Here is a 26168-nt window from a genome sequence, read left to right on the forward strand (position 1 = left end):
CGCCGGCCTGGAAGCTCTCGCGCCGTACGCCTCTCCACGTACGCCGTGCTTGGTCCGAAGTGGACCGCCTCTTGGCGCGCCGCGTCGGCGGCGGCATTGCGGGTGATCCTCAGGCACAATGGGTTCAGGCGCGCGGACCACGGCAGCTTTTCGGGAATTGTGAAATAAATGTTTCGCGGCGGCCGCAAGATAGGGTTACGTTGTTAACTCCTCTACCGCTCGTCGGGTGAACGCGGGCGCGTGCTGCGCTTTTCCGGGTAACGATGTGCGGCGATCTCACCAAGTGGTTGGGCCATTGACAGCGTCTCCGGTAATCCCGATCATTTCAGCCATGTCTAGGTTCGCCACTCTGGTGGCTCGCCTGCATGTCGATTTGGTGCAGCAGGCCAGCGCGCTCTGTTGCGCCGGCTAGGGCTCTCCTTTCGCGGAACCGGGCCTGGCGTGACAACGCAGGTTTCCCCCGGTCCGATGTGTTCCCTTCGGCATCGCCGCTTTCTCCTCTAGCGCGCGTTTTTCCGAACGTGCCGCCGGTGGGGTCCGGCATGCCTTCAGTCGGGTGATTCCACGGATTCTCGGAGCACAAATGAAGATACGTTTTCGCAGATGGCCGACCGGGCTGGCCGCCGTGCTGCTGGCGGTCGGCGCGGTCACGCTACCCGTCCAAGATGCCTACGCAGATGTCGAAGTGTCGACGCAATCGGTCAAAGGTGCCGACGGCAAGGACTACACGGTCACCAACCACCTGGTGAAGAGCGCGCTGGAGAAGTCGCAGTCCGACGGCAAGCGCAAGGAATGGCTGCTGGTCTGGGCCGGCGACGAGAACATCGCCGACACGGTGGTCCCGGACGTGCGGAACCTGCCCGGATCGCTGGGCGGCGGCCTCGGCAAGGCCTCGAACGCCCTGCCCGGTCCGGACTTCCTCGCCGTCATCGATGCCACCCCGGGATCGCCCGGATACGGCCAGGTCGTCAACACCATCACCGTCGGACCGCTGGTGGAGAACGAGCCGCACCACATGCAATACGTGTGGCACAAAGGCGACACCATCTACGCGGGCGCGCTCTTCGGCGCCGCCACCTACGCCTTCGACGTGACCGCCTTGCCCAACGTGAAGCTGAAGGGCATCAGCCTGCCGACGCAAACGCTCGGCGGCTCCGTGCCCGACGCCTACTGGGTGCTCAAGGACGGCACGGCGTACGCGACGTACATGGGCGGACCGGTCGCGCCCGGCCCCTACCGCTACGACGACGGTTCGGTGCACATCGGCAACGGTTTCGCCGGCAGCCCCGGTGAAGTCGTGCGCTTCGACGAGAACGCCAAGGTGCTCTCGCAGTCCCCGGCGGCCACACCCGGCGGCGACAACGAGAAGCTGTGCGCCAACCTGCCGAGGCTCGGCGAGCCGACCTGCGCCAACCCGCACGGCATCCAGGCCCGCGAGGACCTGAACACGCTGGTGACCGCCGACTACGTCGAGCCGCGCAACATCATCCTGGACCCGGTCAAGGCGCCGTCGCCGTACCTGCGCCGGCCCACCGTGCGCACCTGGGACATCTCCGACCGCAACCACCCCAAGCTGAAGGCGGTGTCCTACCTGCCGGACGGTCCCCGCGCCGACCCGAACGACCCGCTGCACCAGGAAAGCCGCGCGGTGATGGAGACGACCGTCACCAACCTCCCCGGTCACAAGGGCGCCTTCGCCCAGACCATGCAGGGCGGCGCGGTCTTCTACACGCCGGACATCACCGCGGCCGAACCGCACTGGCGGCAGGTCTTCGACGACGGCACGGCCAGCCCCGGCTTCGACGCGGCCAACGACCGCAACGGCGGCAGCTCCAACGGCGGCTGGATCCAGACCAGCCCGGACGACCGGTTCCTGTACCGGGCGATCCAGGGACGGCAGCCCGGCACGTTCGGGCCCGACGACCCGGGCACCACGGGCGGCGTCTACGTGCTGGACATCTCCAAGCTCGTCGGGGCCGGCGACGACTACAAGTGCTCGATCGACACCAAGCAGGAGGCCGAGCACGGCGGCGCCGAGGCCGACTGCCCGACGCTCGCCGGTGCCACCCCGATCAACCCCGGCAAGCCCGGTGCCGGCCCGCACTGGGGCGCGTACGACAACTTCGTGCTCGGCCCGGACGGCTTCTACCAGGAAACCCAGCAGCCGCAACGGCTCGCGGTGTCGAACTACTTCGTGGCCCGATCCGGCCTGGACGGCGACCACAAGGTCAACGTCGTGAGCCTGGGCAAGGACGGCTCGGTGTCGGTGGACGACGAGTTCCGCGACGAGGTCACCGGTGAGGTCGGCGTGAACTTCAACCGTCGGTCCTGGCCGCACGGCGAGTTCGGCAACGCCAAACCGCACTCGGAGCTGTTCGTGGTCGCCGACGGCGACGTGAAGTAAACCGCGCACCCAGGGAGGAGTCGTCCCCCCGCGGAACGGCTCCTCCCTGGGAGGGCGATTTCACGCGAAATCGCCCTTCACCACGCGTGGCAGGTGGCGATTTCACGCGAAATCGCCGGAACCCGAGCGAGAGAACGCGAGTGGCTGATGGAGAACATGCACTCCCACACCGGGGTGTCCAGTGTGGATCTGCTGGCCTTGGTGCTGCGGATTCTCCTGCTGACCAGCACCGCGGTGGTCGCGGGCGTCGGCCTGCTGCGCGCCGTGGTGGCGGTGCCGCCGTGGCTGGCCTGGACGGCCGGCGGCATCGCCGCGCTGGCCAGCGGGTGGTCCGCGGCGGTGCTCGACATCAACATCGGTTTCGCGGTGGCGCACGCGATCCTCGCAATGGCGGTGCCGCTCGCGTTGCGGTGGCGGGCCGCCGCGACCTATCTTGGGTTCGCGCTGGCGCTGCTGCTGATCGCCGAGGCCGGGCTCGGGCATTCGTCGCTCGCGTTCTTCCTCGACACCGTGTTCGCCGCCGTCGCCGTGGTCTGGTTCGGCTTCGCCGTCGGATCCTGGCGCGACGACGGCGGGCTGCGGCCCGGCCCGGTGGCGCTGACCGCGGCCTTGGCACTGGCCGGGGCCGCCCTCGCCCAGTTGCTGGTGTCGGGCCTGCTCGACCGCCGGCTGCTGGACAGCGCTTACGGCTTGGCGCTCGTCGGACTGGTCGTGGCGTCACTGGGAGTTCTGGTTCTGACCGTGGTGCTCCGCGACGTCCGGCGGGTCTACCGGTTGGGTGCGGTGGGAGTGCTGGTCGCGGTCGTCGCCTGGACCGCCCTGCCGGGCATTCCCCAGCCGCACGACCTGGCGGTGCCCGGCATCCCACGGCTCGCGTCGGCCGCCGGGACACCGGTGCTGGTCAGCCCGCACCGGCCGGGGCGAAACCTGGTGCACTTCCCGGCGAGCGCGGGACTGGACGTCGTGGTCGAATCCGGCGGCCGGATCTCGCGGGCCGTGCCGCGACCGGGCAGCACAGGAACCTGGGCCGAGGTCGAACTGGCCAGCGGGCGCAGCGATTTCGTGGTGCGTCGCGGGGCGGAGCAGGGCACGGTGGACGTCGACACCGGCGAGCTCCCCGTGCTGCCGGACGCCGTCGCTGCGGACGGACCCGAATGCGCCAGCGCCGCGCTGGGCGGCATCGCCGCCGGGGCTCCGTCGGTGCTGGACAGCTGCCCGTCCGCAGCGTTGTCCACAGAGGACGAGGATGCGCTGCGCAAGCAGGTCGGCTACCTCGCCGCAGCCGGGGTTCCGTCGATCGCCGTGATCAGCGACGATTCGCCCCGCTCCCGAGCCGCCGCCGACGCGGTGCTTTCCCAAGCACAGCAACGCGGACTGGCGATCCGGGACGATCCCGGCGGCGCGTTGCTCGTCGTTTCCGGCTGGTCGCGCGCCGCAGAAGCCCTCGAATCCAGCAACAGCGGTCCGGGCTACATCTACGGCGTCCACCTCGCCCCGTGGCTGCTGCACGGGCCGGTCGTGAACGCCGTGGCCGGCTCGTCGATCCCGCTGCGCTTCGACCCCCGTGACGAGCGCTCCCTGGCCTACGGCATGACGCTGGCCGGCGTGTTCGGCGGCGAACCCCCGTCGCTCGCCGGATTCCGCCGCTGGCTGGCGGCGCGCCAGGAGAACCTCACCGGCGACGTCGCGATCTACGCCTCCGCCCAGGTGGACGTGATGCGGATGGCCAACCACCCGCACGGCAGTTCCGCCGCGGGCCAATGGATTCCGCAGGGCACCATCGTCGCCATTTCCGGCCCCCTCCCGTCCTGACCCAGAACCAGGAGTGCTCATGTCTGTTGTGGACGTATCGCGTCCGGCCGTCCCACCGGTGCAGGCGCCACCGGCGCAGCGCGGCGTGGTCGCGATCGGTGTCGCTGTAGCCGTCGTGGTCGGCCTCGCCGTCAACAACGCCGCAGGCTGGAAGCTCACCGTGCTCTACGCGATCGGCCTCGCGCTCGGGCTCGTGCTGTTCCATTCCCGCTTCGGCTTCACCTCGGCGTGGCGGCAGCTGGTGACCGTCGGCCAAGGCCGGGCGATCCGGGCGCACATGCTGATGCTGGGCGTGGCGTGCCTGCTGTTCTCCGTGCTGTTGGGCAGCGGCGCGAGCCTGTCCGGTACACCGGAGGGCACCGTGGCGCCGGCCGGGCTCGGCGTGGTGCTGGGCGCGTTCCTGTTCGGCGTGGGCATGAAGGTCGGCGGCTCGTGCGCCTCCGGGACGCTGTTCGCCGTCGGCAGCGGGCAGACCGCGATCCTGTTCACCCTCGGCGGCTTCATCGCCGGCTCGGTCGCCAGCGCCTTCGCCGCCGACTGGATCAAACTGCTGCAGAACACCGGACCCAGCGTTTCGCTCGCCGACACGCCCTTGGGGTACGCCGGGGCACTGGTCATCTCGCTGCTGGTCATCGGTGCCATTGCCGGCGCATCGGTGCTGATCGAACGCTGCCGGACACCGCCGCCGATCGAACAGCCGCCGACCGAACGCGGCGTGCTGCGGGCGCTGCGCGGCTCCTGGCCGTTGTGGGTCGGGGCGCTGCTGTTAGCCGGGCTGAACGCGCTGACGCTGTTCGTGTCCGGGCACGCCTGGGGAATCACCTCGGCGTTCGGCTTGTGGGGCGCCAAGATCCTCGGCTGGGTCGGCATCGACATCTCCGGCGCGCCGTTCTGGAGCGTGCCCGAGAACGCCGCGAAGCTCTCGGCTTCCGTGCTCACCGACCGGATTTCGGTGATGGACTTCGGAATCATGATCGGCGCGCTCATCGCCGCCGCCCTCGCCGGCGCCTTCACCCTGCACCGCAGGATCCCGTGGAAGCTGGCGGTCGGCGCCGTGCTCGGCGGCGTGGTCATGGGAATCGGCGCCCGGCTCGCCGGTGGCTGCAACATCGGCGCCTATTTCTCGGGCGTGGCCTCGTTCAGCCTGCACGGCTGGTTGTGGGGCGCGATGGCCCTCATCGGCACCTTCGCGGGCGTCGCGCTGCGCCCGCTGTTCGGGCTCACCAACCCCAAGCCGTCCGACTCCGTCTGCTGATCTGCCGCGCGGAAACCGCGTGGAACACCGAGAAATGGAGGAACCATGGCCACATCCATCCGCAGGTTCGCCGCGGCGACCGCGACCGCGCTGGCCGCCTGCCTGCTGACTGGCGGCGTCGCCACGGCCGAGCCGATCTGGGTGCTGCCCGGCGTCGACCTGGGCGCGGTGCTCGGCCCCACCGTCCAGTTGCCCACCCAGCTGCTGCAGCCCGTCTTCGACGTGCTCGGCGGCTGAGGAACGACCCGAAGACGAATTGAGGAGGAAGAACATGAAGCGGACCGCAGGACGTGCCGTCGCCGCCTCGTTGCTCGCCGGAGTCGCCTTGCTCGGTGCCGGCCCGGTGGCACTCGCCGAGGCACCGCAGGGGGACGGCGTGGCAGTGGTCGACGAACCCGACACCGGCGACCTGAACAACAAGTGGACCTTCGCGCCGCTGGGCGTGCCGGTCTTCGGTCTGATCGACTCGGTCAGCGGCGTCCCCAAGCGCCTCGGCCTGATCTGAGCCGCCACGCTCGGGATGACTTCGCCGGTCACGGGCCGTGAGTCCTTCGGGTCGCTTCAGCGGCCCAACGGGTTCACGGCCCCGCACCTGCAGGTCAGGAGCCTTCTCTCCGGGATCGCCCGGTCACAGCCAGCCGACGACCACACCCGGGGCGATCGCCAGCGCGCCGAAGCGGATGAAGCGCCCGATGAAACCCGTGACCAGGAACGTGGTCAGCGGCACCTTCGCCCAGCCCGCGATCACCGCGATCGCGGCGAACGGCGGCAGGCTCGCGGCCGCGCTGATCAGCAGCACCGCGCCGGTCCACACCGGCCGGCGACGGCAGTTCGCCCGGAACTTCTCCATCCACTCGCGCCAGCGGCTGTCCTTCCGCTCCCGCTCGGTCTTTCGCCGGAACATCCGGGGCAGCCGGATCGAGCCGCGCGCCGCGTAGTAGTGCAGCAGCTTTCCGGCGATCTGACCGGCGGCGATGACCAGCGCCAGCAGCCACCACGGGATCTCCGGGCCCTTGAGCACCAGGCCGATCGTGAACAACTCGACGCTGATCAACGGGAGCAGCGCGGAGGCCACCGACACCCCGAAGGTGGTGGACAGCAAACCGATCACGGTCAGCACGATCGCTCCCAGCGAGCTCGGACCCCAGCAGACGGTGTGGCCGGCAACCCCGCGTGCGCCCGAGCGAGCACGGCACCGGTGTTCACCGTTCTTCGAACTGCAATTCCATCGGACCCGACAACCGCAATTCCCGCAGCGGACGGCCGCCGGCGTCCAACGTGCGTACCGTACCGTCCGGAGCCCAGCCCGCACTGCGGAAGAAGGCCATCGACGCCGTGTTCGCCTCCGGCACCCACGTGATGCCGCGCGTGGCCCCGCCCGCGGCGAGCCGCTCCACCATCGCGCCGAGCAGCCGCCTGCCGTGACCGCGCCGTCCCCAGCGCGGCTCCACCAGCAGCGCGCTGACCAGCGCGACCGTGGCCGCATCCTCCGGCAGGGTGCCGTTGGCCGCCGCCACCTCCGCTTCCGGGGCCGGGCCTGCCGCGCAGAAACCCACGATCCACGGGCCTTCCGTCGCGACCAGCACCGCGGCCGGACCGTCGGTCAGGGCGTGCCGCCACTCCTGCTCGGTCGCCGCGCTGTCCAACTCGTCCAGCACCGCCGCGGGCAGCAGCTCGGTGAAGGCGGTGCGCCACGTCGTCAGCTGGATGCGAGCGATCTCCGCGGCATCGGACGGCACAGCTTCCCGCACATCGGCATCGGCCATGGCGACAACCTAACGTGCCCGACCGGCTACTGGATCGGCCGCCCTGCAACCGGTACCGGGACTTCCGGTTCCGGGTGAATCCGGCCCCGGGCGCGGAAGAACGGGCCTCTGGTGATCGGATTGTCAGGGGTTGCTGGCACGATCTGGCGGGTGCAGACCATGAGCCGCGACACCGCACGCCGACTCGCTTTGGCCGCCCAGGGATTCGCCGACCCGCCGCCGCGCGGCGAGGTGACGCGCCGGCACCTGCAGCGCGCCCTGGCCCGCACCAAGCTCCTGCAGCTCGACTCGGTCAACGTGGCCGTCCGGGCCCACTACATGCCGCTGTTCAGCCGGCTCGGCGGCTACGCGGCCGAGCTCCTCGATGCGGCGGCCTGGTCGCACCGGTCGCGGCAACCACGCCTGCTCGTCGAGTACTGGGCGCACGAAGCGTCGCTGATCCCGATCGAGGACTGGCCGCTGCTGCGGTGGCGGATGCGGGAGTACGGCGGGGCTTGGCGACGGCGCAGCCGCGAGCTGCTGGAACGCTCGCCCCAGCTGATCGACGACGTGCTGACCGCGGTGAAGGAACTCGGGCCGATCGGCGCGGGCAGCCTGGAACGCGAGCTCGGCGGCGGCGAACGCCAGGGGAGGGGGCCCTGGTGGAACCGCACCGACACGAAACGGGCCTGCGAACTGCTGTTCGCGATGGGCGAGCTGACCACCGGCACCCGACGCGGCTTCGAACGGCTCTACGACCTTCCCGAACGCGTGCTGCCAGCGAATGTCCTCGCGCACGAACCGGAGGACGACGAGGCGATTCGCGCGCTCGTGGAGCGATCCGCGCACGCGCTCGGCGTCGCCACCGAACCGGACCTGCGGGACTACTACCGGCTTTCGCCCGCGCAGTCCCAGCAAGCCGTGGCCGAACTGGTGGAGGACGGCGTGCTGGAGCCGGTCGTGGTGCACGGTTGGCGACAGCCCGCGTACCGCTATACCGCGGCCCGCATCCCGAGGAAGGTCACCGGCCGTGCGCTGCTCTGCCCGTTCGACCCGCTGATCTGGGAACGTTCCCGCGCCGAACGGCTTTTCGAGTTCCGCTACCGCATCGAGATCTACGTGCCCGAGCCCAAGCGGCAGTTCGGCTACTACGTTTTCCCCTTCCTCCTCAACGGTGAACTGGTGGCCCGCGTCGACCTGAAGGCCGACCGCGCCGCCAGCGTGCTGCGGGTACCGGGCGCGTTCCTCGAAACCGGCCCCGATTCGGGCGAGGTCGTGCCGGAGCTGGCCGCCGCGTTGCGCGACATGGCGTCCTGGCTCGGCCTCGATGACGTCGTGGTCGGCGCCAGGGGAGACCTGGCCAAGCCGCTCCGCGCTGCCAGCCGCTGATCGCGGAAGCCCGCCGAGAGCGGTGACCGTGCGGACGGCGCGCGTTCAGCTCGCGCAGATGCCGTCCGCGCGGTCGTGTTCCTCTTGCGCCGCCATGACTTCGTCGCCGTGGCGGAATCCCCATTCGCCGAGCATCCCGATCGGGCCCAGCAGGCTCTCGCCCAGCTCGGTCAGCCGGTACTCGACCCGGGGCGGAGCCTCCCGGTAGGTGCACCGGTCGACCAGGCCGTTGTACTGGAGCCTGCGCAGCGTCTCGGAAAGCACCTTGGTGCGGATGCCACCGATCTGCCGCCGCAGATCGATCGGACGCAACGGCCCCTTGCGGAGCGCCCATACGACCACCGGATTCCACGTGTTGGACAGCAGGTCGAACGCCAACCTCGCCCGGCAGTCTGCGAGGAACTCGCCGTTCGCGGGCAACACCTCGGGCATCTCGGTCATGGGACTCTCCTCACCTGCCTGGAACCCCATCCTGCCCGGCCGTGAGGCACCGATTGGTAGCCATCGGGCCGCTTAGCGTCGGACCGGCATGCCACCGGAGAATTCGGACGAAAGCGAGAAGAGACCTGTGCGAATCGGGATTGTGGGCGCCGGGAACATGGCCGACGCGCTCGGTACACAGTGGACGCGAGCCGGTCACCACGTGATGGTGAGCGGTCGCGACCCGGCCAAGGCAAGAGCGCTCGCGGAACGACTCGGGCCGTCGGCGCGGAGCGGAACCTTCGCGGAAGCCGCCGAGTTCGGCGATGTCGTCCTCGTCGCCGTGCTGCACTCGGCGGTCGCCGACGTGCTCACGGCTGCCGGAGCCGAGGTCGGCACCTTGCGGGGCAAGGTGTTGATCGACTGCACGAACGCCGTCATCCCCGATCGCTTCACCCTCGACCTCCCCGCCGGAACCTCGATGGCCGAACGGATCGTCGGCCAGGCGGTCGGGGCGCACGTCGTCAAGGCCTTCAACACCTGCCACGAATCCGTCTGGCGTTCGACCCCACCGGTTTTCGACGGCCGACCGCTGGTCGTTCCGCTGTGCGGGGACGATGCCGTGGCGATCGCCACCGTTCGGTCGCTGGTGACCGACATCGGCTGCGTACCGGCAGACGGAGGCCCGCTGGAACGAGCGTCGTTGCTGGAAGCCACCACCGCTTTCATGATCGGCCTGTGGTTCCGCGGCGTCGATGCGCAGGCGATGCTGCCTCCGCAGAAGTACGGCACCGGCGGCTGACCACCCGCGGCGACGATCCCGGCCGCGTCGATGGATCGGTCGTCGCGCGCCCGATCCATCGACGCCGTTCGGCGTTCACGCCAGTCCTTCCACGTTTCACGTGGCTGTCGTCAACATGGCATCACCCGTTCCTGTGCGGCCGAAGATCTGCAGCTTCGGTTCCTTCTCGGGAGGTACTTCGGAGACCACCAGGTCGCTGCTCGCCGTGCCGGTGGACGAGGTGAGGTCCACCTCCGCGGAGGTTCCGCGGTGGACGGACACCTGCAACTCGCCGGAGCCGGTGATCAGCTCGACCTGCCCGGCGGTCGCGTCCGCGACCGTCAGGTCGCCGCTGCCGGAACGCACCAGCACGTCACCGGACACGGTGCCGAGCCACACGTTCCCGCTACCGGTGGCCACCGACGACGCCGTCTCGATCACGGCGATCTCGACATCGCCGCTGCCGCTGCGCGCATGCACGCCGCCGGCCATCGTGCCCAGCCGGAGCTGGCCGGAACCGGACCGGATCGTGGCCCGATCCGACGCCCGCTCGATCGACACCATGCCGGAACCGGCCTGAACGTTGATCCGCCCGGCTGTGCCGGTCACGCTGATCTCGCCGGAGCTGGAGTGCACCCCGACCTCCGAGTCCAGCGGGGCGCGAACCTTGACCGCCAGCGGGACGTTGCGCAGCGGGGCGTTGGCCGGGGTCCGGATGGCGAGCCGGTTGCCGGTGAGGTCGATCCGCGTCCGCCGCACGGCTTCGGAGATCGGATCCTGCGCCCCGCGACCGCGGTCGGCCTCGCCGCCGGTGCGGATGCCAGCCTCGCTGAACTGCTCGGTGACCCAGCTCAGCAGCCCGGTCAGGCCGCCGCGCCAGTCCGGCCCGCTGGCGGCTGCATCGTGGCGGACCTCGACGTGGGTCGTCGCTGTTTCGGCCAACTCGATCACGACCGGCCCCAGGCTGTTGCCGATGTCGATGCGAATCGGCGCGGCGGTGTCGAAGTCCTGGCTGCGCACCAGTTCGGCCAACCGCTCCTCGGCGCTCGACCGCTCCTCCGCGTCCGGCCGGTCGGCGGGCTCGGCCGGACCGCCGCCCGTTGTCTCGTCGTTCGTCATCGCGATCCCCTCCTCTCAGCCTTCGACCCAGCCGCGCACCCGCGAGCCGGGCTCGCCGCGCCACCGCCCGCGCGGGCCGCCGCCGGGCGGTCCCCATGGTCGGCCGCGACCGTGCCGCGGGTGGTCCCACGGGCCGCGCGGTCGTCCGGTGTGCAGCGCACCCTGAACCGCCTGCGCGACCCAGGTGTTCAACGACACGCCCTGGCTCGACGCGGCCTGTTCGGCCTGCGACTTGATCTCCTCCATCAGGCGGAGCGTGATGCGGCTGATGTCACCGCTGTCGCCGCTGGGCGGGGGTGGCGGCGGCTCGGCCTCGTCCTCCACCGTGGGTGGTGCGGTGTCGCCGCTGACCACCACTCGGACGTCGCGGCCGTCGAGGCGGATGTCGACGACCTGGCCGTCCAGCAGGGTCGTCACCTCCGCTGCCAGGTCGGACAGTGCGTTCATGATCGCCAGCCGTGCGGCCGGCTCGATCGCGCCGGACAGCACCGCCGCGGTCTGCCGGGTCTGGTCGTCCCCGGCGGAGGCGGCGGAGCTCAGGTCCTCGCGAAGCTGCTCGATGTAAGGGCTCAGATCCATGACACCACTATGACTTCATCAGTGACGTCGTGCAATGACCTGATGGTGTCATCTGGCGTCATGGGATCTTGTCGGGACCGCCGGTTACGCTCGATGCACACATGGGGAGTCGCAAACGGCAGTCGTCGACCGCCGTCCAGAGCAGGAAAGGGGCCCGCCCGTCGTGACCGAGATCGTGCGGCCGAAAGTGCAGCTGATCGGCAAGACCGAGTTCTTCCCGCCGGAGGACGTGCCCTGGTCGACCGACGCCGACGGCGGGCAGGCGCTCGCGGAGTTCGCCGGTCGCGCGTGCTACCAGTCGTGGCGCAAGCCGAACCCGGCCACCGCCACCAACGCCGGCTACCTGAAGCACATCCTCGAGGTCGGCCACCTGTCCGTGCTGGAGCACGGCTCCGTGTCCTTCTACCTGTCGGGGATGTCGCGCTCGCTGACCCACGAGCTGATCCGGCACCGGCACTTCTCCTACTCGCAGCTGTCGCAGCGGTACGTGCCGGAGCGCGACGCCGCGATGGTCGAGCCCGACGTCATCGCCGGTGACCCGGAGCTGCACGAGAAGTTCGTGCAGGCCACAGAGGCGAGCGTCGCCGCGTACACCGAGCTGCTCGCCGCGCTCGAGGAGAAGTTCGCCGACGAGCCGAAGGCGACGCTGCGCCGCAAGCAGGCCCGGCAGGCGGCCCGCGCGGTGCTGCCCAACGCGACCGAGACGCGGATCGTGGTGACCGGCAACTACCGGGCGTGGCGGCACTTCGTGGCGATGCGCGCCTCCGAGCAGGCCGACGTCGAGATCCGCGGCCTGGCCATCGAGTGCCTGCGGCAGCTGCAGAAGGCCGTGCCGAACGTGTTCAGCGACTTCGAGATCACCACGCTGAAGGACGGCACCGAGATCGCGTCCAGCCCGTTCGTCACCGAGGGCTGAACCGGGTTCTCCCAGGTTTTCGCGAATCGGACGGCCGGCTCCCGCCTCGGGCGCCGGCCGCCCGCGCAATCCGGGCAGCCGACAGCGGTCCCGCCCCAGCAGGGAACCGATCGGTCCGCCGCACAGTCAAAGGACTGATCCGGCTCATCTGATTGGATGAACGGCGAGGCGGGAACGTTTGCGCTGCGTGGTCGCGCGCGAGGACTTCGGTGGAGGACGGCGCAGTGGTTGAGCAGGTCGGGCCAGGGCAGCAGGCCCGGGTGATCGGCGGTCGGTACCAGGTCGTCCAGGAACTCGGACGCGGCGGCATGGGGATCGTCTGGCGCGCCTGGGACCAGGTCATCGGCCGCGAGGTCGCGATCAAGGAACTGCACCTGCCCGACGGCGTGCCCCCGGCCGAGCGGCAGGTCTTCGAGGAGCGGGTGCTCCGCGAGGCGCGCACCGCGGGACGGCTGAACGACCCGGCGGTGGTCACGGTGCACGACGTGCTGGCCGAGTCCGGCGTCACGTACATCGTGATGGAGCTGGTGCAGGCGGTCACCCTCAGCGACTACGTCGCGCAGTGGGGTCCGCTGCGCCCCGAGCAGGCCGTGGACCTGACCCGCAAGGTGCTCTCCGCGCTGGAGACCGCGCACGCGGCCGGGATCGTGCACCGCGACGTGAAGCCGAGCAACATCATGGTCGCCGACGGCCGGGTCAAGCTGGCCGACTTCGGGATCGCCCAGACCCTGGACGACCCGAGGCTGACCAGCAGCGGCGCGATCGTCGGCTCGCCGTCGTTCATGGCGCCGGAGCGGATCAAGGGCGCGGACGCCTCGCCGGCCAGCGACCTGTGGTCCCTGGGCGCGACCCTGTTCTTCGCGGTCGAGGGCTGGATTCCGTTCGAGCGGCAGACGACGGCCGCCACGCTGCACGCGGTGCTCAACGATCCGCCCCGCCTGTCCGGCCCGCACGGCATGATCGGCTCGGTGATCACCGGGCTGCTGATCGCCGATCCGCGGGCGCGGTTCACCGGCCCGCAGATCCGGGCGCTGCTGGACAGCGCGCCCGCCAACGGCGGCAACCCGGACCAGACCCTGTCGGTCGGCAGCCCCACCCGGGTCGCCCCGGGGGCCCCGAAGCCGAAGCGTTCCAAGGGCCCGTGGCTGATCGCTGCGGCCGTCGCCGCCGTCGTGCTGTTCGTCGCCGGGCTCCTGGTCGGGCGGTTCGCGCTGGTCGGCGGTGGTGCGCCGGCCGCGATGGATTCCACCCTGGTGTTCGGCGAGGGCGGCGACGTCGCCGGTTTCGACCCGGACGCCAAGGACTGCGGCACCGGGAAGATCACCGCGGGCAAGCCCATCAACAACACGACGTCTTGCTCCGACCCGCACGACTTCGAGTTCTACGCGTCGGGCTCCGCGTTCAGCTCCAGCAGCTACGACACGGCTTATCCCGGCAAGGACGTGCTGGTCGCATACGGCGAGGGCTACTGCTCGATGTACTTCGCCTCGGACAAGGTCGTCGCGCCGGGCAAGCAGACCACGTTGCGCTACGCCACGCTCGTCCCCTCGGAACAGAGCTGGAACGCATACCGCCAGTCCGAAGGCGACCGGAAGGCCGGCTCGCAGAGCATCTACTGCGCCCTCTACAGCGCGTCCGGCGACAAGCTGCAGACTTCCGCGACGAAGTGATCTCCTGCGCCACCCCGGGCATCGGCGGTGGCTAGAGTGGGCGCATGGGTGTGGCCAGCGATGAGCGCCAGCAGTTGTGCGACCTGTTCGAGCGGCTCGGCCCGGACGCGCCGACGCTGTGCGCCGGGTGGAGTACCAAGGATCTCGCGGTGCACCTCGTGGTGCGCGAACGGCGGCCGGACGCGGTGGCGGGCAAGTTCGTGAAGGCGCTCGTCGATCGCAGCGAGCGCATCCAGAACGAGCTGCGCGCGCTGTCCTGGCCGGAGCTGATCGACCAGATCCGGCAGGGGCCGCCGAAGTGGAACCCGCTCGGCTTCTCCGGCGTGGACGAGGCGGTCAACGCCGCCGAGTTCTACGTGCACCACGAGGACGTCCGGCGGGCCCAGCCGGATTGGCAGCCGCGCCCGTCCGACCCGGAGCGCGAGGAAGCGCTGTGGAAGTCGCTGACCCGGGTCGCGAAGATGTTCTACGGGCGCAGCCCGGTGGGCGTGGTGCTGCGGCGCCCGGACGGCACCGAGATCGCGGCGAAGCGCGGTCCGCGCACGGTGCGGTTCGTCGGCGAGCCCAGCGAGCTGATCCTGCACGCCTTCAGCCGTCGTGCAGCGAAGGTCACGTCCGAGGGCAACGAGGCCGATGTGCTCGCGGTCGAGGACCTGCGCCGGTCTTTTTGACGCGAGGGGCGGAAACTCGCTCGCGCGGCGGCGGCCGGACCGGAAGAAACACGGCGTTCCAGAGCCTGTGGACGCCGGGTTTCCCGAATCTGCTCTGAGGCTGATCCGGCCGCTCTGAACAGGGAACTCACCAGGTAGCGTCAGGACCATGACCGTCTGCCCCACTGCCAGTCCGGGCCGCCCGTTCGGCCGCGTCCTGACCGCCATGGTCACGCCGTTCGACGAAGACGGAAAGCTCGACCTGAAGCTGGCGCAGGAGCTCGCCACGTATCTGGTCGACAGCGTCGGCAACGACGGCTTGGTCGTCAACGGCACCACCGGCGAGAGCCCCACGACCAGCGACCACGAGAAGCAGCAACTGCTGCGCGCCGTGGTCGAGGCGGTGGGCGACCGCGCGACCGTGGTGGCCGGCGTCGGCACCAACAACACCGAGCACTCGGTCGAGCTCGCGCGCGCCGCTGAGCACGCCGGTGCGCACGGCCTGCTGGTCGTGACGCCGTACTACTCGCGCCCGCCGCAGGAAGGGCTGTTCCAGCACTTCTGGACGGTCGCCGACGCCACCGAGCTGCCGGTCATGCTCTACGACATCCCGCCGCGCTCCATCGTGCCGATCCAGGTCGACACGCTGAAGCGGCTGGCGGACCACCCGCGGATCCAGGCGGTCAAGGACTCCAAGCACGACCTGCTGGCCGGTAGCGAGGTGCTGGCCAGCACCAGCCTCGCCTACTACTCGGGCGAGGACCCGCTCAACCTGCCCTGGCTGTCGGTCGGCGCGGTCGGCTTCGTCAGCGTGATCGGCCACGTGGTGGGGGACCGGTTGCGCAAGATGCTGGACGCCTACGAGGCGGGCGACGTCGTCGGCGCCCGGGAGGTCCACAATGGACTTCTGCCGGTGTACCGGTCGATGAACTTCGTCGGTGGGGTGATCTTCTCGAAGACGGCACTCCGGTTGTGCGGCTACGAGACCGGGCAGCCGCGGCTGCCGCTGCCCGCGGCGACCGAGGAGCAGGTGCGGTTGATCACCAGCGACCTGTGGGATGCTGGCCTGGTACTGGTCAATCCGGACGCCGCACAGAGGTGAAGCAGCGTTGAGCGCAAAGGCGACAGCCACCGAGTACCACCCGGTGACGCCGACATCGTCGGCCCCACCACCCCCGCTGGCCGACGGTGGGCTGCGCGTCGTAGCGCTCGGCGGCATCGGCGAGGTCGGCCGGAACATGACCGTGTTCGAGCACGCGGGCCGGCTGCTGATCGTCGACTGCGGTGTGCTGTTCCCCGAGGACGACGCGCCGGGCGTGGACCTGATCCTGCCGGACTTCGCCGCGATCGAGAACCGGCTGGACGACATCGACGCGCTGGTGCTCACACACGGGCACGAGGACCACATCGGCGCGGTGCCGTTCCTGCTGCGGCTGCGGCCGGACCTGCCGGTGGTGGGGTCGAAGTTCACCCTCGCCCTGCTGGCGGCCAAGTGCCGCGAGCACCGGCTCGACCCGGTGCTCGTGGAGGTGGCCGAGGGGCAGCGCAGCAAGCACGGCGCCTTCGAGCTGGAGTTCTTCGCGGTCAACCATTCGATCCCGGACGCGCTGGCGGTCGCCATCCGGACCCCGGCCGGGGTCGTGCTGCACACCGGTGACATCAAGCTCGACCAGCTGCCGCTGGACAACCGGCTGACCGACCTCGCCGGCTTCTCCCGGCTCGGCGACGAGGGCGTGGACCTGTTCCTGGTGGACTCCACCAACGCCGAGGTGCCCGGGTTCGTCACGCCCGAACGCGAGATCGGGCCGGTGCTGGACCGGGTGATCGGCAAGGCCACCCAGCGCGTGATCGTGGCGTGCTTCGCCAGCCACGTGCACCGCGTGCAGCAGGTGCTGGACGTCGCCGAGACGCACGGCCGCAAGGTGTGCTTCGTCGGCCGTTCGATGGTGCGCAACATGGGCATCGCGAACGATCTGGGCATGCTGCGCGTGCCGGACGGGCTGCTGGTCGACCTCGACGAGGCGCTGGCGATGCCCGAGCACATGGTGGCGTTCGTCTCGACCGGATCGCAGGGTGAGCCGCTTTCGGCGCTGTCCCGGATGGCGCGCGGTGAGCACAAGCAGATCCACATCCGCGCCGGCGACACCGTGGTGTTGGCGTCATCGCTGATCCCCGGCAACGAGACCGCGGTGTTCGGCGTGGTCAACGGCCTGGTCCGGTTGGGCGCCAACGTGGTGCACCAGGGCCACGCGAAGGTGCACGTGTCGGGGCACGCCTCGGCCGGTGAGCTGCTGTACCTCTACAACGCGGTGCGCCCGAGCAACGTCATGCCGGTGCACGGCGAGTGGCGGCACCTGCGGGCGAACGCCGAGCTGGCGCGGCTGACCGGGGTGCCGGCGGATCGCGTGGTGATCGCCGAGGACGGCGTCGTGGTCGATCTGGTGGACGGCATCGCCGCGATCGCCGGCCGGGTCGAGGTGGGGCACGTCTACGTCGACGGTCTGTCCGTCGGTGACGTGGGCGAGTCCACGCTCTCCGACCGGCTGGTGCTGGGCGAGGGCGGGTTCATCGCGATCACGGTCGCGGTGGAGGCGTCGACCGGCCGGGCGGTGTCGTCCCCGACGATCTCCGGTCGCGGCTTCTCCGACGATCCGAAGGCGCTGGACGACGTGGTGCCCCTGGTCGAGATGGAGCTGGCCCGCACCGAGGCGGAGGGCATCACCGACACCCACCGGATCGCCCAGGCGGTGCGCCGGGTGGTCGGGCGGTGGGTGGCCGAGACCTACCGCCGGCGGCCGATGATCGTGCCGAACGTGCTTCCCGTCGGATCCTGAACCGATCACCTCGTCGAGTGGCCCATTAGTCCGGTTTGCCGATATTGTTGATCGCTGTCGGTGGCCGAGATCTCCAGTGGGTGGTCTGCGGAACCCGTTGGGAGCACACGGCGGGCCTGCCTGGAGGTCCACTGCGAGGGTGGGTCTCGCCGGTTCGGGGCGCATTCGGACTCCTGGACCGGAGGAATCACCAACGGGAGATTGGGGTCTGAAGTGCGTACTTCCGCTCGACTCTTCGGCGCTGCCACTGCCGCGGCCGCAATGCTGGCGATCGGTTCCCCCGCGTTCGCCGACAGCTACGGCAACGACGGGATCAACGTGCTGAACGACAACAACGTCAGCGTGCTGCCGATTCAGCTGTGCGGCAACAACATCGGCGTCCTCGCCATCGTGGTGCCGATCGCGTCCCCGCAGATCAACAACTGCGTCAACGCGCCGATCTTGGACCACTGACGCACGACCTCGTAACCTAGGTCGAAGTGCCGGCCTCCTTCTCGGAGGCCGGCACTTCGCTTGTTCCCGGGCACCGACGACGAAGGGCCGGTCTCCGTGGGGAGGCCGGCCCTTCAGCGGGGTATCAGTGCCAGTTGGCTTGTAGGGCTTCTTGCAGGACCGCGGGTTGTTGCGGGCGGACCTTCAGCGCGCCCACGCCCTCCGGGGTCGGTTGCGGAAGCGGCTCGCACGTGGTGTCCGGACCGTCACCCGGCTTTCGGGCCGGCAGCTTGCCGGTGGCCAGGTAGTCGGCGATCTGGTCGTCCAGGCAGGCGTTTCCGCCGAGCGAGCCCGAGTGCGTGGTGCCGCCGGGCAGGCTGATCAGGCTGGCGTTCGGGAAGCGCTTGCGGGCTTCCAGCGCGCCGGGGAACGGGGTCGCGGCGTCCAGCTCCTCGCTGATCAGCAGCGCGTCGGTCACCTTGCTGCCGTCGACCTCGACCGGCTTGCCCGGCTTCGCCGGCCACGAGCGGCACGGCGCGTTGTACCAGGCGTTGGCCCACGTCTCGAACGGCGCCTTCGCGTACACCTCCCAGTTGTCCTTGCTCCACTGCTGCCAGCTCTGCGGCCACTTCACGTCGGTGCACTGCACCGCCAGGTAGACCGCGAAGCCGTTGTCGTCGCCGGGCGGGTTGGCGCCGTCGTAGATCTTCTTCAGCGACTCCCAGTCGCCGTTGTGCACCCAGCCCGAGAACGCCTTGGCGCGGCGGTCCCAGGTCGCCTGGGAGTAGCCCGCGTTCAGCAACAGGTCGGTCCACTCGTCGGAGCCGATCACGTCACCGGCCGGCTGCTGGTCGAGCTTGGCGAGCTGCTCGTAGTAGAGCTTCTCCACGTCGGCGCCGGTGGTGCCCAGGTGGTAGGTGGCGTCGTTCTTCGCGATCCAGTCGAAGAAGATCTTGATGTTGCGGTCGAAGGCCACGTCCTGGTTCAGGTTCGCGTCGTACCAGACGTCGTCGACGTTCACGACGCCGTCCATCACGACCCGGCGCATCCGCTCGGGGTGCAGGGTGCCGTAGACCTGGCCGAGGTACGTGCCGTACGAGAAGCCGTAGTAGTTGATCTGCTCGACGCCCAGCGCCTTCCGGATGCTGTCCATGTCCTCGACGACATCCGTGGTCTTGATGTGCTCGATCAGCTTGCCGTTGTTCCCGCACGCCCGCGCGTAGCCCTCGGACCGGTCGAGCCAGGCCTTCTCCAGCTCAGGGGCGGTCGGCACGTAGTGCGGGCGGTTGTAGGAGAAGTAGTTCGGGTCGCAGGAGAGCGCGGGCCGGCTGGAACCCACCCCGCGCGGGTCGAACCCGATCCAGTCGTAGGCGGCGCCGGCGCCCTTCGGCACGTACGCGCCGAGCATCGACAGGGTCAGGCCGGATCCGCCCGGTCCGCCCGGGTTGACCAGCATGACGCCCTGGTACTGGTCGTCGGGCACGGTGTGCTTGATTCGCGAGACCGCGAGCGAGACCTGCTCGCCCGCCGGATCGGCGTAGTCCATCGGGGCGGTGACCATCCCGCACTCCGCCCCGGCCTTCTGCAGGTTCGGGTCCTCGCACGGGCCCCATTCGACCGGTGCGGGCTGGAAGACCGGTCCGGGCGCGGCCGTTGCCGTGCCGATGGCAGGCGACAGACCGACCAGCAGACCGGCTGCCATGGCAGCGGTGACGACTTTTCTCATGTTTGCCCCGTCTGTCCAATTTGGTGCGCCCGAATGGCGACCAGTGTGGACAGTTAACGGGATCAGCCGAGGTCGGACCCCATGGTTGGCGAAAATTGGCCTACCCGTGTGCTCCTGGCGCCGGGCCGCTGAGTGCGGCCTCCCTGGCGGCTGGGATGGGCTTGCCGGTGGCCCCCGGATCGGGGAACGGCGGTGTCCGGCGCTCGGTTGCGGTCGCCCGCGCGACCTGGGTTGATCAACCGTTCAGCCGACGCGGGTGCGGGCAGGAACTTCTTACCGTGGTGCAGGAATCGTCCGGCGTGGGGAGGTCGGAGTGATGCATTCGTCCGCGGTCGTCGTGCGGAGCAAGTCGGGTGAACTGGAGGCGTTGCAGAAAGTCGCACCGAGCGAAGCGCAGGCCGTCCGCATCTGCGTTGACCTGGTTTCGGATGGCCCTGACCTCCTGAAGAGCCTTGCTGCGGCCCTCGAACACCTGACGAACAACGGGCAGAAACCGCTCCTCGACGTGACACGGCTCCACCTGTCGAGTCTGTTGCGGGACCAGCCGGGTGGTCCCCTGGATCCCGTGGTCAGGAGCCTGACCGAAGGGCCGGACGGGCAGCTCAGGCTTGATGCCGAGCTGCCTTTCACACCGGTGGTGCCGCTGGGGATGGATGATCGAGAATTGCGCGGGTACGTGCTGCTCCGTGAGTCGTTCGACTGCGCGTTCGGCGTCCGGGTGCGGGCGACTTGCCCGACGGATTCGGCTGTCGACTGGATCGGGCGCTTCTTGACCAGATCGAAGACCGCGCCCGAAGCGGTTGAGCTGCTGGTCGACGCAGGCTTCCTGCGAAGGACCATTCCAAGCGGCGAGTGCGGGCGGCTGATCGCCGGCCTTGCGGCGAGGTACTCGTTCCAGTCGATCACGGTGATGGGCGGTTCCATCCCGGCGAAGCGACAGCAGCTGGACGGAGGTGTCCGGCCTCGGCATGAATTCACCCTGTGGCAGCAGCTCAAGGCCGGTTCACTGGATGTTCGCTACGGCGACTACGGGATCGTGCACCCCAGCGCCGACGTACCCGCGGAACCAGGAGGGGGAAGGGGGCGACCGAACCCGTACCTGTTCTACACGGGTGACCGCCGCAGTCGGTATGCCTTCCGCGCCATGGCGCGCGACGACAAGAGAAGACCGCTGCCCGGTGAAGACCCCGGCGCCTATTTCCTCGAAGTGGCACAGGAGTTGGTCGGGTCGGCGGAGTACGAGCAGAGCGCGACCGGGTCGTGGGGGGACCTGAGGCTGGAAAAGTGTTCAAAGGGTGACGTGGTGGCCAAGAGGTCTCAGGACTGGATTGCGATCGGGACTTCGCACCACATCGCGCACCTGGCTGCTAGGGGAGATCGCGCGGCGTGATCACGGGCGCCAGGGGCTGGGTTTGTCGGTGGCCGGGCGCGTCGGGTCGAAGTGGTGGGGCGCTCCGAGTTCTCCCTCGCGCAGGGGCACCATGCCGGTTGCGATGGCTCGCATGATGCGGTCGCGGGCCCTGGTCGCGTCGCCGACCCGGTCCGCGGACAGGTCGCTGAGGTCCACCGGCGCTCCGAAGTGGACCTTCAGCTTCGGCCGGCGGCGGACGGCCCGCAGCCACGACGCGAACAGGATCCGGAGGTCGCCGGTCTTCTCGACGCGGACCATGCCGTAGCACATCGCCTCGTGGGCGCCCCACTGGCTGACCGGCACCACCGCCGCGCCGGAGGCCAGCGCCATCCGGGCCACGCCCGTCTTCCCTCGCTCCGGCCACATGTCCGGTTCGAGGGTGATCCGGCCCTCCGGGTACATCAGCACCGGGTGATGATCGCTGGTCAGCGCCGTGACGACCCGGCCCAGCGCCTCGCCCGCGGTGCTCTTGCCGCGGTCGGCGCGGACGTGCCGGCAGGTGCGGAGCACCGTGCCCAGCACCGGCGTGTCGAAGAGCCCGCCGGTGGCGAGGAAGCGCGGCGCGAGGCGACGGGTGCGGCAGGCCGCGATCAGCACCAACGCGTCGAGGTTGCCGATGTGGTTGGCAGCCAGCAGCAGCGGCTTGCCGCGCACCGAATCCGGTACGTCGCCGGTGACCTCCAGGCGCCCGGTCAGCCCGATGATCGCGCGGTCGACCCGCATCAGCGCGCGCCACAGCAGCGGCGCATCGCGGAACAGCTTCTCGCGGTCGGTTCGGCGTGTCGGCTCGTTCGGACTGGAAGGTAGGGCGACCATGATGGTCGAGGATCTCACGCGCGCTGCGCCGGTTGGAGCGGATTGCCCGAAAAACGGCCGACCTGCGATCTCCCGTGGCTGGTGTGACGCGCGAGGCGGGTGGAGATACCGTGTGGGGCATGGCGAGCCGGACATCGAACGGGGGACGGGGCTCGTCGCGTGGCAAAAGCGCGACCAAGAGTAACGGCTCCGCCGCCAGGAGTGGCGGATCGGGCAGGTCGGGCACCACGCGGAAGAGCTCCGGGAGCGCCAAGCCCCGCCCCGGATCTACGCACGCACCCCGCAGACCAGCACCGAAGCGATCCGCCAGGACGAGTTCCAAGGGCGGCGGGAGCATCGCGCGCGGCGTCGGGAGCGTGGTCCGGGCGGTGGGCAAGACCAAGGAACTCGACCCCGCGCACCGGCGCGACGGGCTGGCGCTGATCTTCCTCGCGACCGCGGTGATCGCCGCCGCCGGCGTCTGGTGGCAGGCCGGCGGCCCGGTCGGGCACTGGTTCGACTGGGCGCTGCGCTCGGTCATCGGCGTGGCGGCCGTGGTGCTGCCGATCGTGCTGCTGATCACCGCCGTGCTGCTGATGCGCACCGAGACCAGCGCCGAGGCGCGGCCCCGCGTGGTGATCGGGTCGTTGCTGCTGATCTTCACCACGCTCGGCGTCCTGCACATCGTGTCCGGCGCCCCGCTCGATCCCGAGAACTGGGCGAACGCCGGCGGAGCCCTGGGTTTCGTCGCCGGCGGCCCGCTCGCGCACGGGCTCACCGGCTGGGTCGCGGCGCCGGTGCTGGTGCTGATCGGGCTGTTCGGATTGCTCGTGCTCACCGGCACGCCGGTGCGCGAGGTGGCGGCCCGGTTGCGCGGTCTCGGGCAGGAGGCCGAGGAGGCCCGCCCGGCGGCTGGCGCCACCAAGGAGCTGGAGGCCGATCCGGCTTCGGTCAAGCTGCGCCGGCCGTCCCGGCGCCGCCAGGCGGCGATGTCCGAAGAGGACCGGCAGCTGTCCCTGGAGGACGTGCCCGACGAGCAGCCCAAGCCCGCCAAGTCGAAGGCCGCCGCGGTGCCCGCCAAGCCGGTCGCCGAAGCCGCCGAGGAGAAGCCGAAGAAGAGCAGCAAGCCGCAGATCAGCCGCAGCGTCGAAGGCGACTACCAGTTGCCGCCGCTGGACGTGCTCACCGACGGCGACCCGCCGAAGAGCCGCAGCCGCGCCAACGACGCCATGATCGAGGCGATCACCGCTGTGCTGGAGCAGTTCAACATCGACGCCCAGGTCACCGGCTTCACCCGGGGGCCGACCGTGACCCGCTACGAGGTCGAGCTCGGTCCCGGCGTGAAGGTCGAGAAGATCACCGCGCTGACCAAGAACATCGCCTACGCCGCCGCGACCGACAACGTCCGGCTGCTGGCGCCGATCCCGGGCAAGTCCGCAGTGGGCATCGAGGTGCCCAACAGCGACCGGGAGATGGTGCGGCTGGGCGATGTCCTGCGCTCCGCCGAGGCGGGCAAGGACAGCCACCCGCTGGTGATGGGGCTGGGCAAGGACATCGAAGGCCACATGGTCACCGCAAACCTGGCGAAGATGCCGCACCTGCTGGTGGCCGGCTCGACCGGGTCCGGTAAGTCCAGCTTCGTCAACTCGATGCTGGTGTCGCTGCTCGCGCGGGCCACCCCGCAGGAGGTCAGGATGATCCTGATCGACCCGAAGATGGTGGAGCTGACGCCGTACGAGGGCATCCCGCACCTGATCACGCCCATCATCACCCAGCCGAAGAAGGCCGCCGCCGCGCTGGCCTGGCTGGTGGAGGAGATGGAGCAGCGCTACCAGGACATGCAGGCCAACCGGGTGCGCCACATCGACGACTTCAACCGGAAGGTCTCCTCGGGCGAGATCACGGCGCCGCTGGGCAGCGAGCGCGAATACCGGCCGTACCCGTACATCCTGGCCATCGTCGACGAGCTCGCCGACCTGATGATGACCGCGCCGCGCGACGTCGAGGACGCCATCGTGCGGATCACGCAGAAGGCGCGGGCCGCCGGCATCCACCTGGTGCTGGCGACCCAGCGCCCGTCGGTGGACGTGGTGACGGGCCTGATCAAGACGAACGTGCCGTCGCGGCTGGCGTTCGCGACGTCGTCGCTGACCGACTCGCGGGTCATCCTGGACCAGCCGGGTGCCGAGAAGCTGATCGGCATGGGCGACGCGCTGTACCTGCCGATGGGGGCGTCCCGGCCGGTCCGGGTGCAGGGCTCGTTCGTCGGTGACGACGAGATCCACCGCATCGTCTCGTACACCAAGGACCAGGCCGACCCGGAGTACACCGACGGCGTCACGGCGGCCAAGGCGGGCGAGAAGAAGGAAGTCGACTCCGACATCGGCGACGACCTCGACGTCCTGCTGCAGGCCACCGAGCTGGTGGTGACCAGCCAGTTCGGCTCCACCTCGATGTTGCAGCGCAAGCTGCGGGTCGGGTTCGCCAAGGCCGGCCGGCTGATGGACCTGCTGGAGTCGCGCGGCGTCGTCGGGCCGTCGGAGGGGTCGAAGGCGCGCGAGGTGCTGGTCAAGCCGGACGAGTTGGAGAACACGCTGTTCTCGATCCGCGGCGGGCCGCCGCCGGACGCCGAGTGAATCCGGCGTCCCCGCATCTCCTGGATGCGGGGACGTTGCCGTTTTCCGCGTTTTAACCGGCATTTTCTCGACCAGTTCTGCCGGGTTCGTACTGCTCCATTTGCGCTTCTAAGATTGCGCTGAACGGAATTGTTAGAAGGGTTGATCTCCCGGTTCCGTGCGATAGTGTCCCGCCCGCTGACGGTTTATCCGCCGCGATTTCGAAGGGCTCTCGCATGGTCGTCCGGAAAGTCCGCGCCTGGTTATCGGTGCTGTTCGCCGCGTTGCTGCTGGTGGTGGGATTTCAGCAGATCGCGTCTGGTGTCCCGGCCGGTGGGCAGGATGTAGCACCGTCCGATGTGGACAAGGGAGAGCTGTTGCGCGCCGGCGGCAGCAGCTATCCGCGAATGGTGCTGTTGCAGCACTCCGGCCTGGCCGACGGGCGCGTGCTGGCCAGCATGACGACCTATGTGGACGGCGCTGGCTTCGCGGTCATCTACGAAAGCCGCGACGACGGCGAGACGTTCCGGCAGATCGGCGAGATCCGCGACCCGGAGGGCGCGGACGCGAAGGGCATGTGCTGCTCGACGTTGTACGAGTTGCCGCGGCAGGTGGGCGACATGCCGGCCGGAACCCTGCTGTGGGCCGGCACCGCCGGCGTCGGCGCAGACCCGGAGGAGCGGCACAGCAGCATCCGGGTGTGGCGCAGCGACGACCACGGGCGAACCTGGAGCTTCCTGTCGACCATCGTGCAGGCGCCGGTCGGGCCGGGCGTGTGGGAGCCCGAGTTCACGGTGTCCGCGCAGGGCGATCTGGTCGCGTTCTATTCCGACGACGGCGACCCGAAGCACGACCAGAAGATGGTCCAGGTGCGTTCCGCGGACGGTCGCAATTGGACCGATCTGCGGGAAACGCTGAAGAACGACAAGTTCACGGTGCGTCCCGGGATGTCCGGGATCCGGCAGCTGCCGGACGGCACTTATGTGATGGTCTACGAGGTCTGCAACTACGATCCGGTGCACATCTGCACGGTGTGGATGCGGACCTCGGCCGACGGCTGGGATTTCGGCGACCCGTACGACTTGGGCACGGAGATCGTGTCGGAAACCGGCGGGCAGCCGCTGGGCACGCCGACGATCGCGTGGGCGCCGGGGCCGGGCCCGAACGGGCGGCTGCTGCTGGCGTACCAGATGCTCGGCGGCGACAACGGCGGTTGGGCGCCGGGCAACGGGCGCACGCTGATGGTCAACGACAACCCGTCCGACCTGGCGCGGGGCTGGCGGGAGATCCCGTCCCCGGTGCAGCTCAGCTACAACAAGGGCAGCGTCTGCCGCAACTTCAGCCCGACCGTGTTGCCGACGTCGGACGGGAAGTCGGTCATCCACATCACGACGGACTTCGAGAAGTACATCGGGGGGCCGTGCGAGGCGTTCCACGCGACGGGCCCGATTGACGCGACGGCCGGAACGGCGAGCAGCCACGAGGCGAAGCCGATGGACCCGCGCCCCGGCCGCTGACGGCCCGCAATTTCAATGAGGTGATCTCAGTAAGAGGTTAGGTGAGTTGGCTGTGTTCGTAGTGGGTGAGGACGAGTGCGGCTTGGACGATGCGGCCG

23 protein-coding genes are annotated in these 26168 nt (G+C 69.8%); 16 read left to right on the forward strand and 7 right to left on the reverse strand.

The genetic code is table 11. The annotated features are described in order from the left end of the window. Positions 1 to 583 precede the first annotated feature (583 nt). From AC07FN_RS34875 to AC07FN_RS34895, 5 genes are all read left to right on the forward strand, one after another. Positions 584 to 2404 (forward strand): hypothetical protein, encoded by a 1821-nt coding sequence (locus AC07FN_RS34875; protein ID WP_478399462.1) that lies wholly within the window; start codon positions 584 to 586, stop codon positions 2402 to 2404. Positions 2405 to 2560: 156 nt separating this feature from the next. Next, positions 2561 to 4216, forward strand: a complete 1656-nt coding sequence (locus AC07FN_RS34880; RefSeq protein WP_478399463.1) for a hypothetical protein — start codon at positions 2561 to 2563, stop codon at positions 4214 to 4216. Positions 4217 to 4235: 19 nt separating this feature from the next. Next, a complete protein-coding gene (locus AC07FN_RS34885; RefSeq protein ID WP_478399464.1) occupies positions 4236 to 5471 on the forward strand; it encodes a YeeE/YedE family protein in 1236 nt (411 codons plus the stop codon). A 45-nt stretch (positions 5472 to 5516) separates the two neighbouring features. Continuing rightward, positions 5517 to 5708, forward strand: coding sequence for a hypothetical protein (locus AC07FN_RS34890; RefSeq protein WP_132487414.1), 192 nt, complete (start codon positions 5517 to 5519; stop codon positions 5706 to 5708). Between the two features lie 34 nt (positions 5709 to 5742). After that, positions 5743 to 5976 (forward strand): hypothetical protein, encoded by a 234-nt coding sequence (locus AC07FN_RS34895; RefSeq protein ID WP_358575288.1) that lies wholly within the window; start codon positions 5743 to 5745, stop codon positions 5974 to 5976. Positions 5977 to 6099: 123 nt separating this feature from the next. Here the strand turns inward: AC07FN_RS34895 and AC07FN_RS34900 are convergent, their stop codons facing one another. Together AC07FN_RS34900 and AC07FN_RS34905 are read right to left on the reverse strand one after the other, a co-directional pair. Then, the gene (locus AC07FN_RS34900; protein WP_478399465.1) at positions 6100 to 6591 is read right to left on the reverse strand and encodes a YqaA family protein; all 492 of its coding nucleotides are present in this window, start codon (positions 6589 to 6591) and stop codon (positions 6100 to 6102) included. An 82-nt stretch (positions 6592 to 6673) separates the two neighbouring features. After that, positions 6674 to 7237 carry an N-acetyltransferase family protein gene (locus tag AC07FN_RS34905; protein ID WP_478399466.1) on the reverse strand — a complete coding sequence of 188 codons (564 nt, stop codon included), beginning with the start codon at positions 7235 to 7237 and terminating at the stop codon, positions 6674 to 6676. Between the two features lie 150 nt (positions 7238 to 7387). Between AC07FN_RS34905 and AC07FN_RS34910 the strand changes: the two genes are divergently transcribed. Continuing rightward, positions 7388 to 8605, forward strand: a complete 1218-nt coding sequence (locus AC07FN_RS34910; RefSeq protein WP_478399467.1) for a winged helix-turn-helix domain-containing protein — start codon at positions 7388 to 7390, stop codon at positions 8603 to 8605. 45 nt (positions 8606 to 8650) lie between these two features. Here the strand turns inward: AC07FN_RS34910 and AC07FN_RS34915 are convergent, their stop codons facing one another. After that, entirely contained in the window at positions 8651 to 9046 is a 396-nt protein-coding gene (locus AC07FN_RS34915; protein ID WP_478399468.1) for a winged helix-turn-helix transcriptional regulator, read from the reverse strand. An 88-nt stretch (positions 9047 to 9134) separates the two neighbouring features. Here AC07FN_RS34915 and AC07FN_RS34920 point away from each other — a divergent pair, with 88 nt between their 5' ends. Further along, on the forward strand, positions 9135 to 9827 hold the full coding sequence (locus AC07FN_RS34920; RefSeq protein ID WP_478399469.1) for an NADPH-dependent F420 reductase: 693 nt from the start codon (positions 9135 to 9137) through the stop codon (positions 9825 to 9827). 96 nt (positions 9828 to 9923) lie between these two features. Here AC07FN_RS34920 and AC07FN_RS34925 read toward each other — a convergent pair whose 3' ends face one another. Beyond that, the gene (locus AC07FN_RS34925) at positions 9924 to 10925 is read right to left on the reverse strand and encodes a DUF4097 family beta strand repeat-containing protein (RefSeq protein WP_478399470.1); all 1002 of its coding nucleotides are present in this window, start codon (positions 10923 to 10925) and stop codon (positions 9924 to 9926) included. 15 nt (positions 10926 to 10940) lie between these two features. After that, complete coding sequence (locus AC07FN_RS34930) at positions 10941 to 11504, reverse strand: toxin-antitoxin system HicB family antitoxin (protein WP_358575283.1); 564 nt, start codon at positions 11502 to 11504, stop codon at positions 10941 to 10943. A gap of 163 nt (positions 11505 to 11667) precedes the next feature. On the opposite strand from AC07FN_RS34930, the gene thyX reads away from it, so the two are divergent. From thyX to AC07FN_RS34960, 6 genes are all read left to right on the forward strand, one after another. Further along, a complete protein-coding gene (gene thyX, locus AC07FN_RS34935) occupies positions 11668 to 12420 on the forward strand; it encodes an FAD-dependent thymidylate synthase (protein ID WP_478399471.1) in 753 nt (250 codons plus the stop codon). 224 nt (positions 12421 to 12644) lie between these two features. Then, a complete protein-coding gene (locus AC07FN_RS34940) occupies positions 12645 to 14090 on the forward strand; it encodes a serine/threonine-protein kinase (protein ID WP_478399472.1) in 1446 nt (481 codons plus the stop codon). Positions 14091 to 14134: 44 nt separating this feature from the next. After that, positions 14135 to 14761, forward strand: a complete 627-nt coding sequence (locus AC07FN_RS34945) for a TIGR03085 family metal-binding protein (RefSeq protein ID WP_358575279.1) — start codon at positions 14135 to 14137, stop codon at positions 14759 to 14761. 148 nt (positions 14762 to 14909) lie between these two features. Further along, positions 14910 to 15842 carry a 4-hydroxy-tetrahydrodipicolinate synthase gene (gene dapA / locus AC07FN_RS34950; RefSeq protein WP_478399473.1) on the forward strand — a complete coding sequence of 311 codons (933 nt, stop codon included), beginning with the start codon at positions 14910 to 14912 and terminating at the stop codon, positions 15840 to 15842. A 7-nt stretch (positions 15843 to 15849) separates the two neighbouring features. Further along, entirely contained in the window at positions 15850 to 17574 is a 1725-nt protein-coding gene (locus AC07FN_RS34955) for a ribonuclease J (RefSeq protein WP_452615489.1), read from the forward strand. Positions 17575 to 17787: 213 nt separating this feature from the next. Then, the gene (locus AC07FN_RS34960; protein WP_478399474.1) at positions 17788 to 18027 is read left to right on the forward strand and encodes a hypothetical protein; all 240 of its coding nucleotides are present in this window, start codon (positions 17788 to 17790) and stop codon (positions 18025 to 18027) included. Between the two features lie 124 nt (positions 18028 to 18151). Here AC07FN_RS34960 and AC07FN_RS34965 read toward each other — a convergent pair whose 3' ends face one another. Beyond that, complete coding sequence (locus tag AC07FN_RS34965; protein ID WP_478399475.1) at positions 18152 to 19732, reverse strand: alpha/beta hydrolase; 1581 nt, start codon at positions 19730 to 19732, stop codon at positions 18152 to 18154. 316 nt (positions 19733 to 20048) lie between these two features. Here AC07FN_RS34965 and AC07FN_RS34970 point away from each other — a divergent pair, with 316 nt between their 5' ends. After that, positions 20049 to 21122, forward strand: coding sequence for a beta family protein (locus AC07FN_RS34970; protein ID WP_478399479.1), 1074 nt, complete (start codon positions 20049 to 20051; stop codon positions 21120 to 21122). Here the strand turns inward: AC07FN_RS34970 and AC07FN_RS34975 are convergent, their stop codons facing one another. Next, entirely contained in the window at positions 21123 to 21959 is an 837-nt protein-coding gene (locus AC07FN_RS34975) for a lysophospholipid acyltransferase family protein (RefSeq protein ID WP_478399476.1), read from the reverse strand. 119 nt (positions 21960 to 22078) lie between these two features. Here AC07FN_RS34975 and AC07FN_RS34980 point away from each other — a divergent pair, with 119 nt between their 5' ends. Together AC07FN_RS34980 and AC07FN_RS34985 are read left to right on the forward strand one after the other, a co-directional pair. Beyond that, positions 22079 to 24574 (forward strand): FtsK/SpoIIIE family DNA translocase, encoded by a 2496-nt coding sequence (locus tag AC07FN_RS34980; RefSeq protein ID WP_478399477.1) that lies wholly within the window; start codon positions 22079 to 22081, stop codon positions 24572 to 24574. Between the two features lie 215 nt (positions 24575 to 24789). After that, positions 24790 to 26070: a sialidase family protein gene (locus AC07FN_RS34985; RefSeq protein WP_478399478.1), complete on the forward strand. Its 1281-nt coding sequence runs from the start codon at positions 24790 to 24792 to the stop codon at positions 26068 to 26070. Positions 26071 to 26168 lie beyond the last annotated feature (98 nt).

The sequence above is a fragment of the Saccharopolyspora sp. NPDC045941 genome (genome assembly GCF_056431445.1).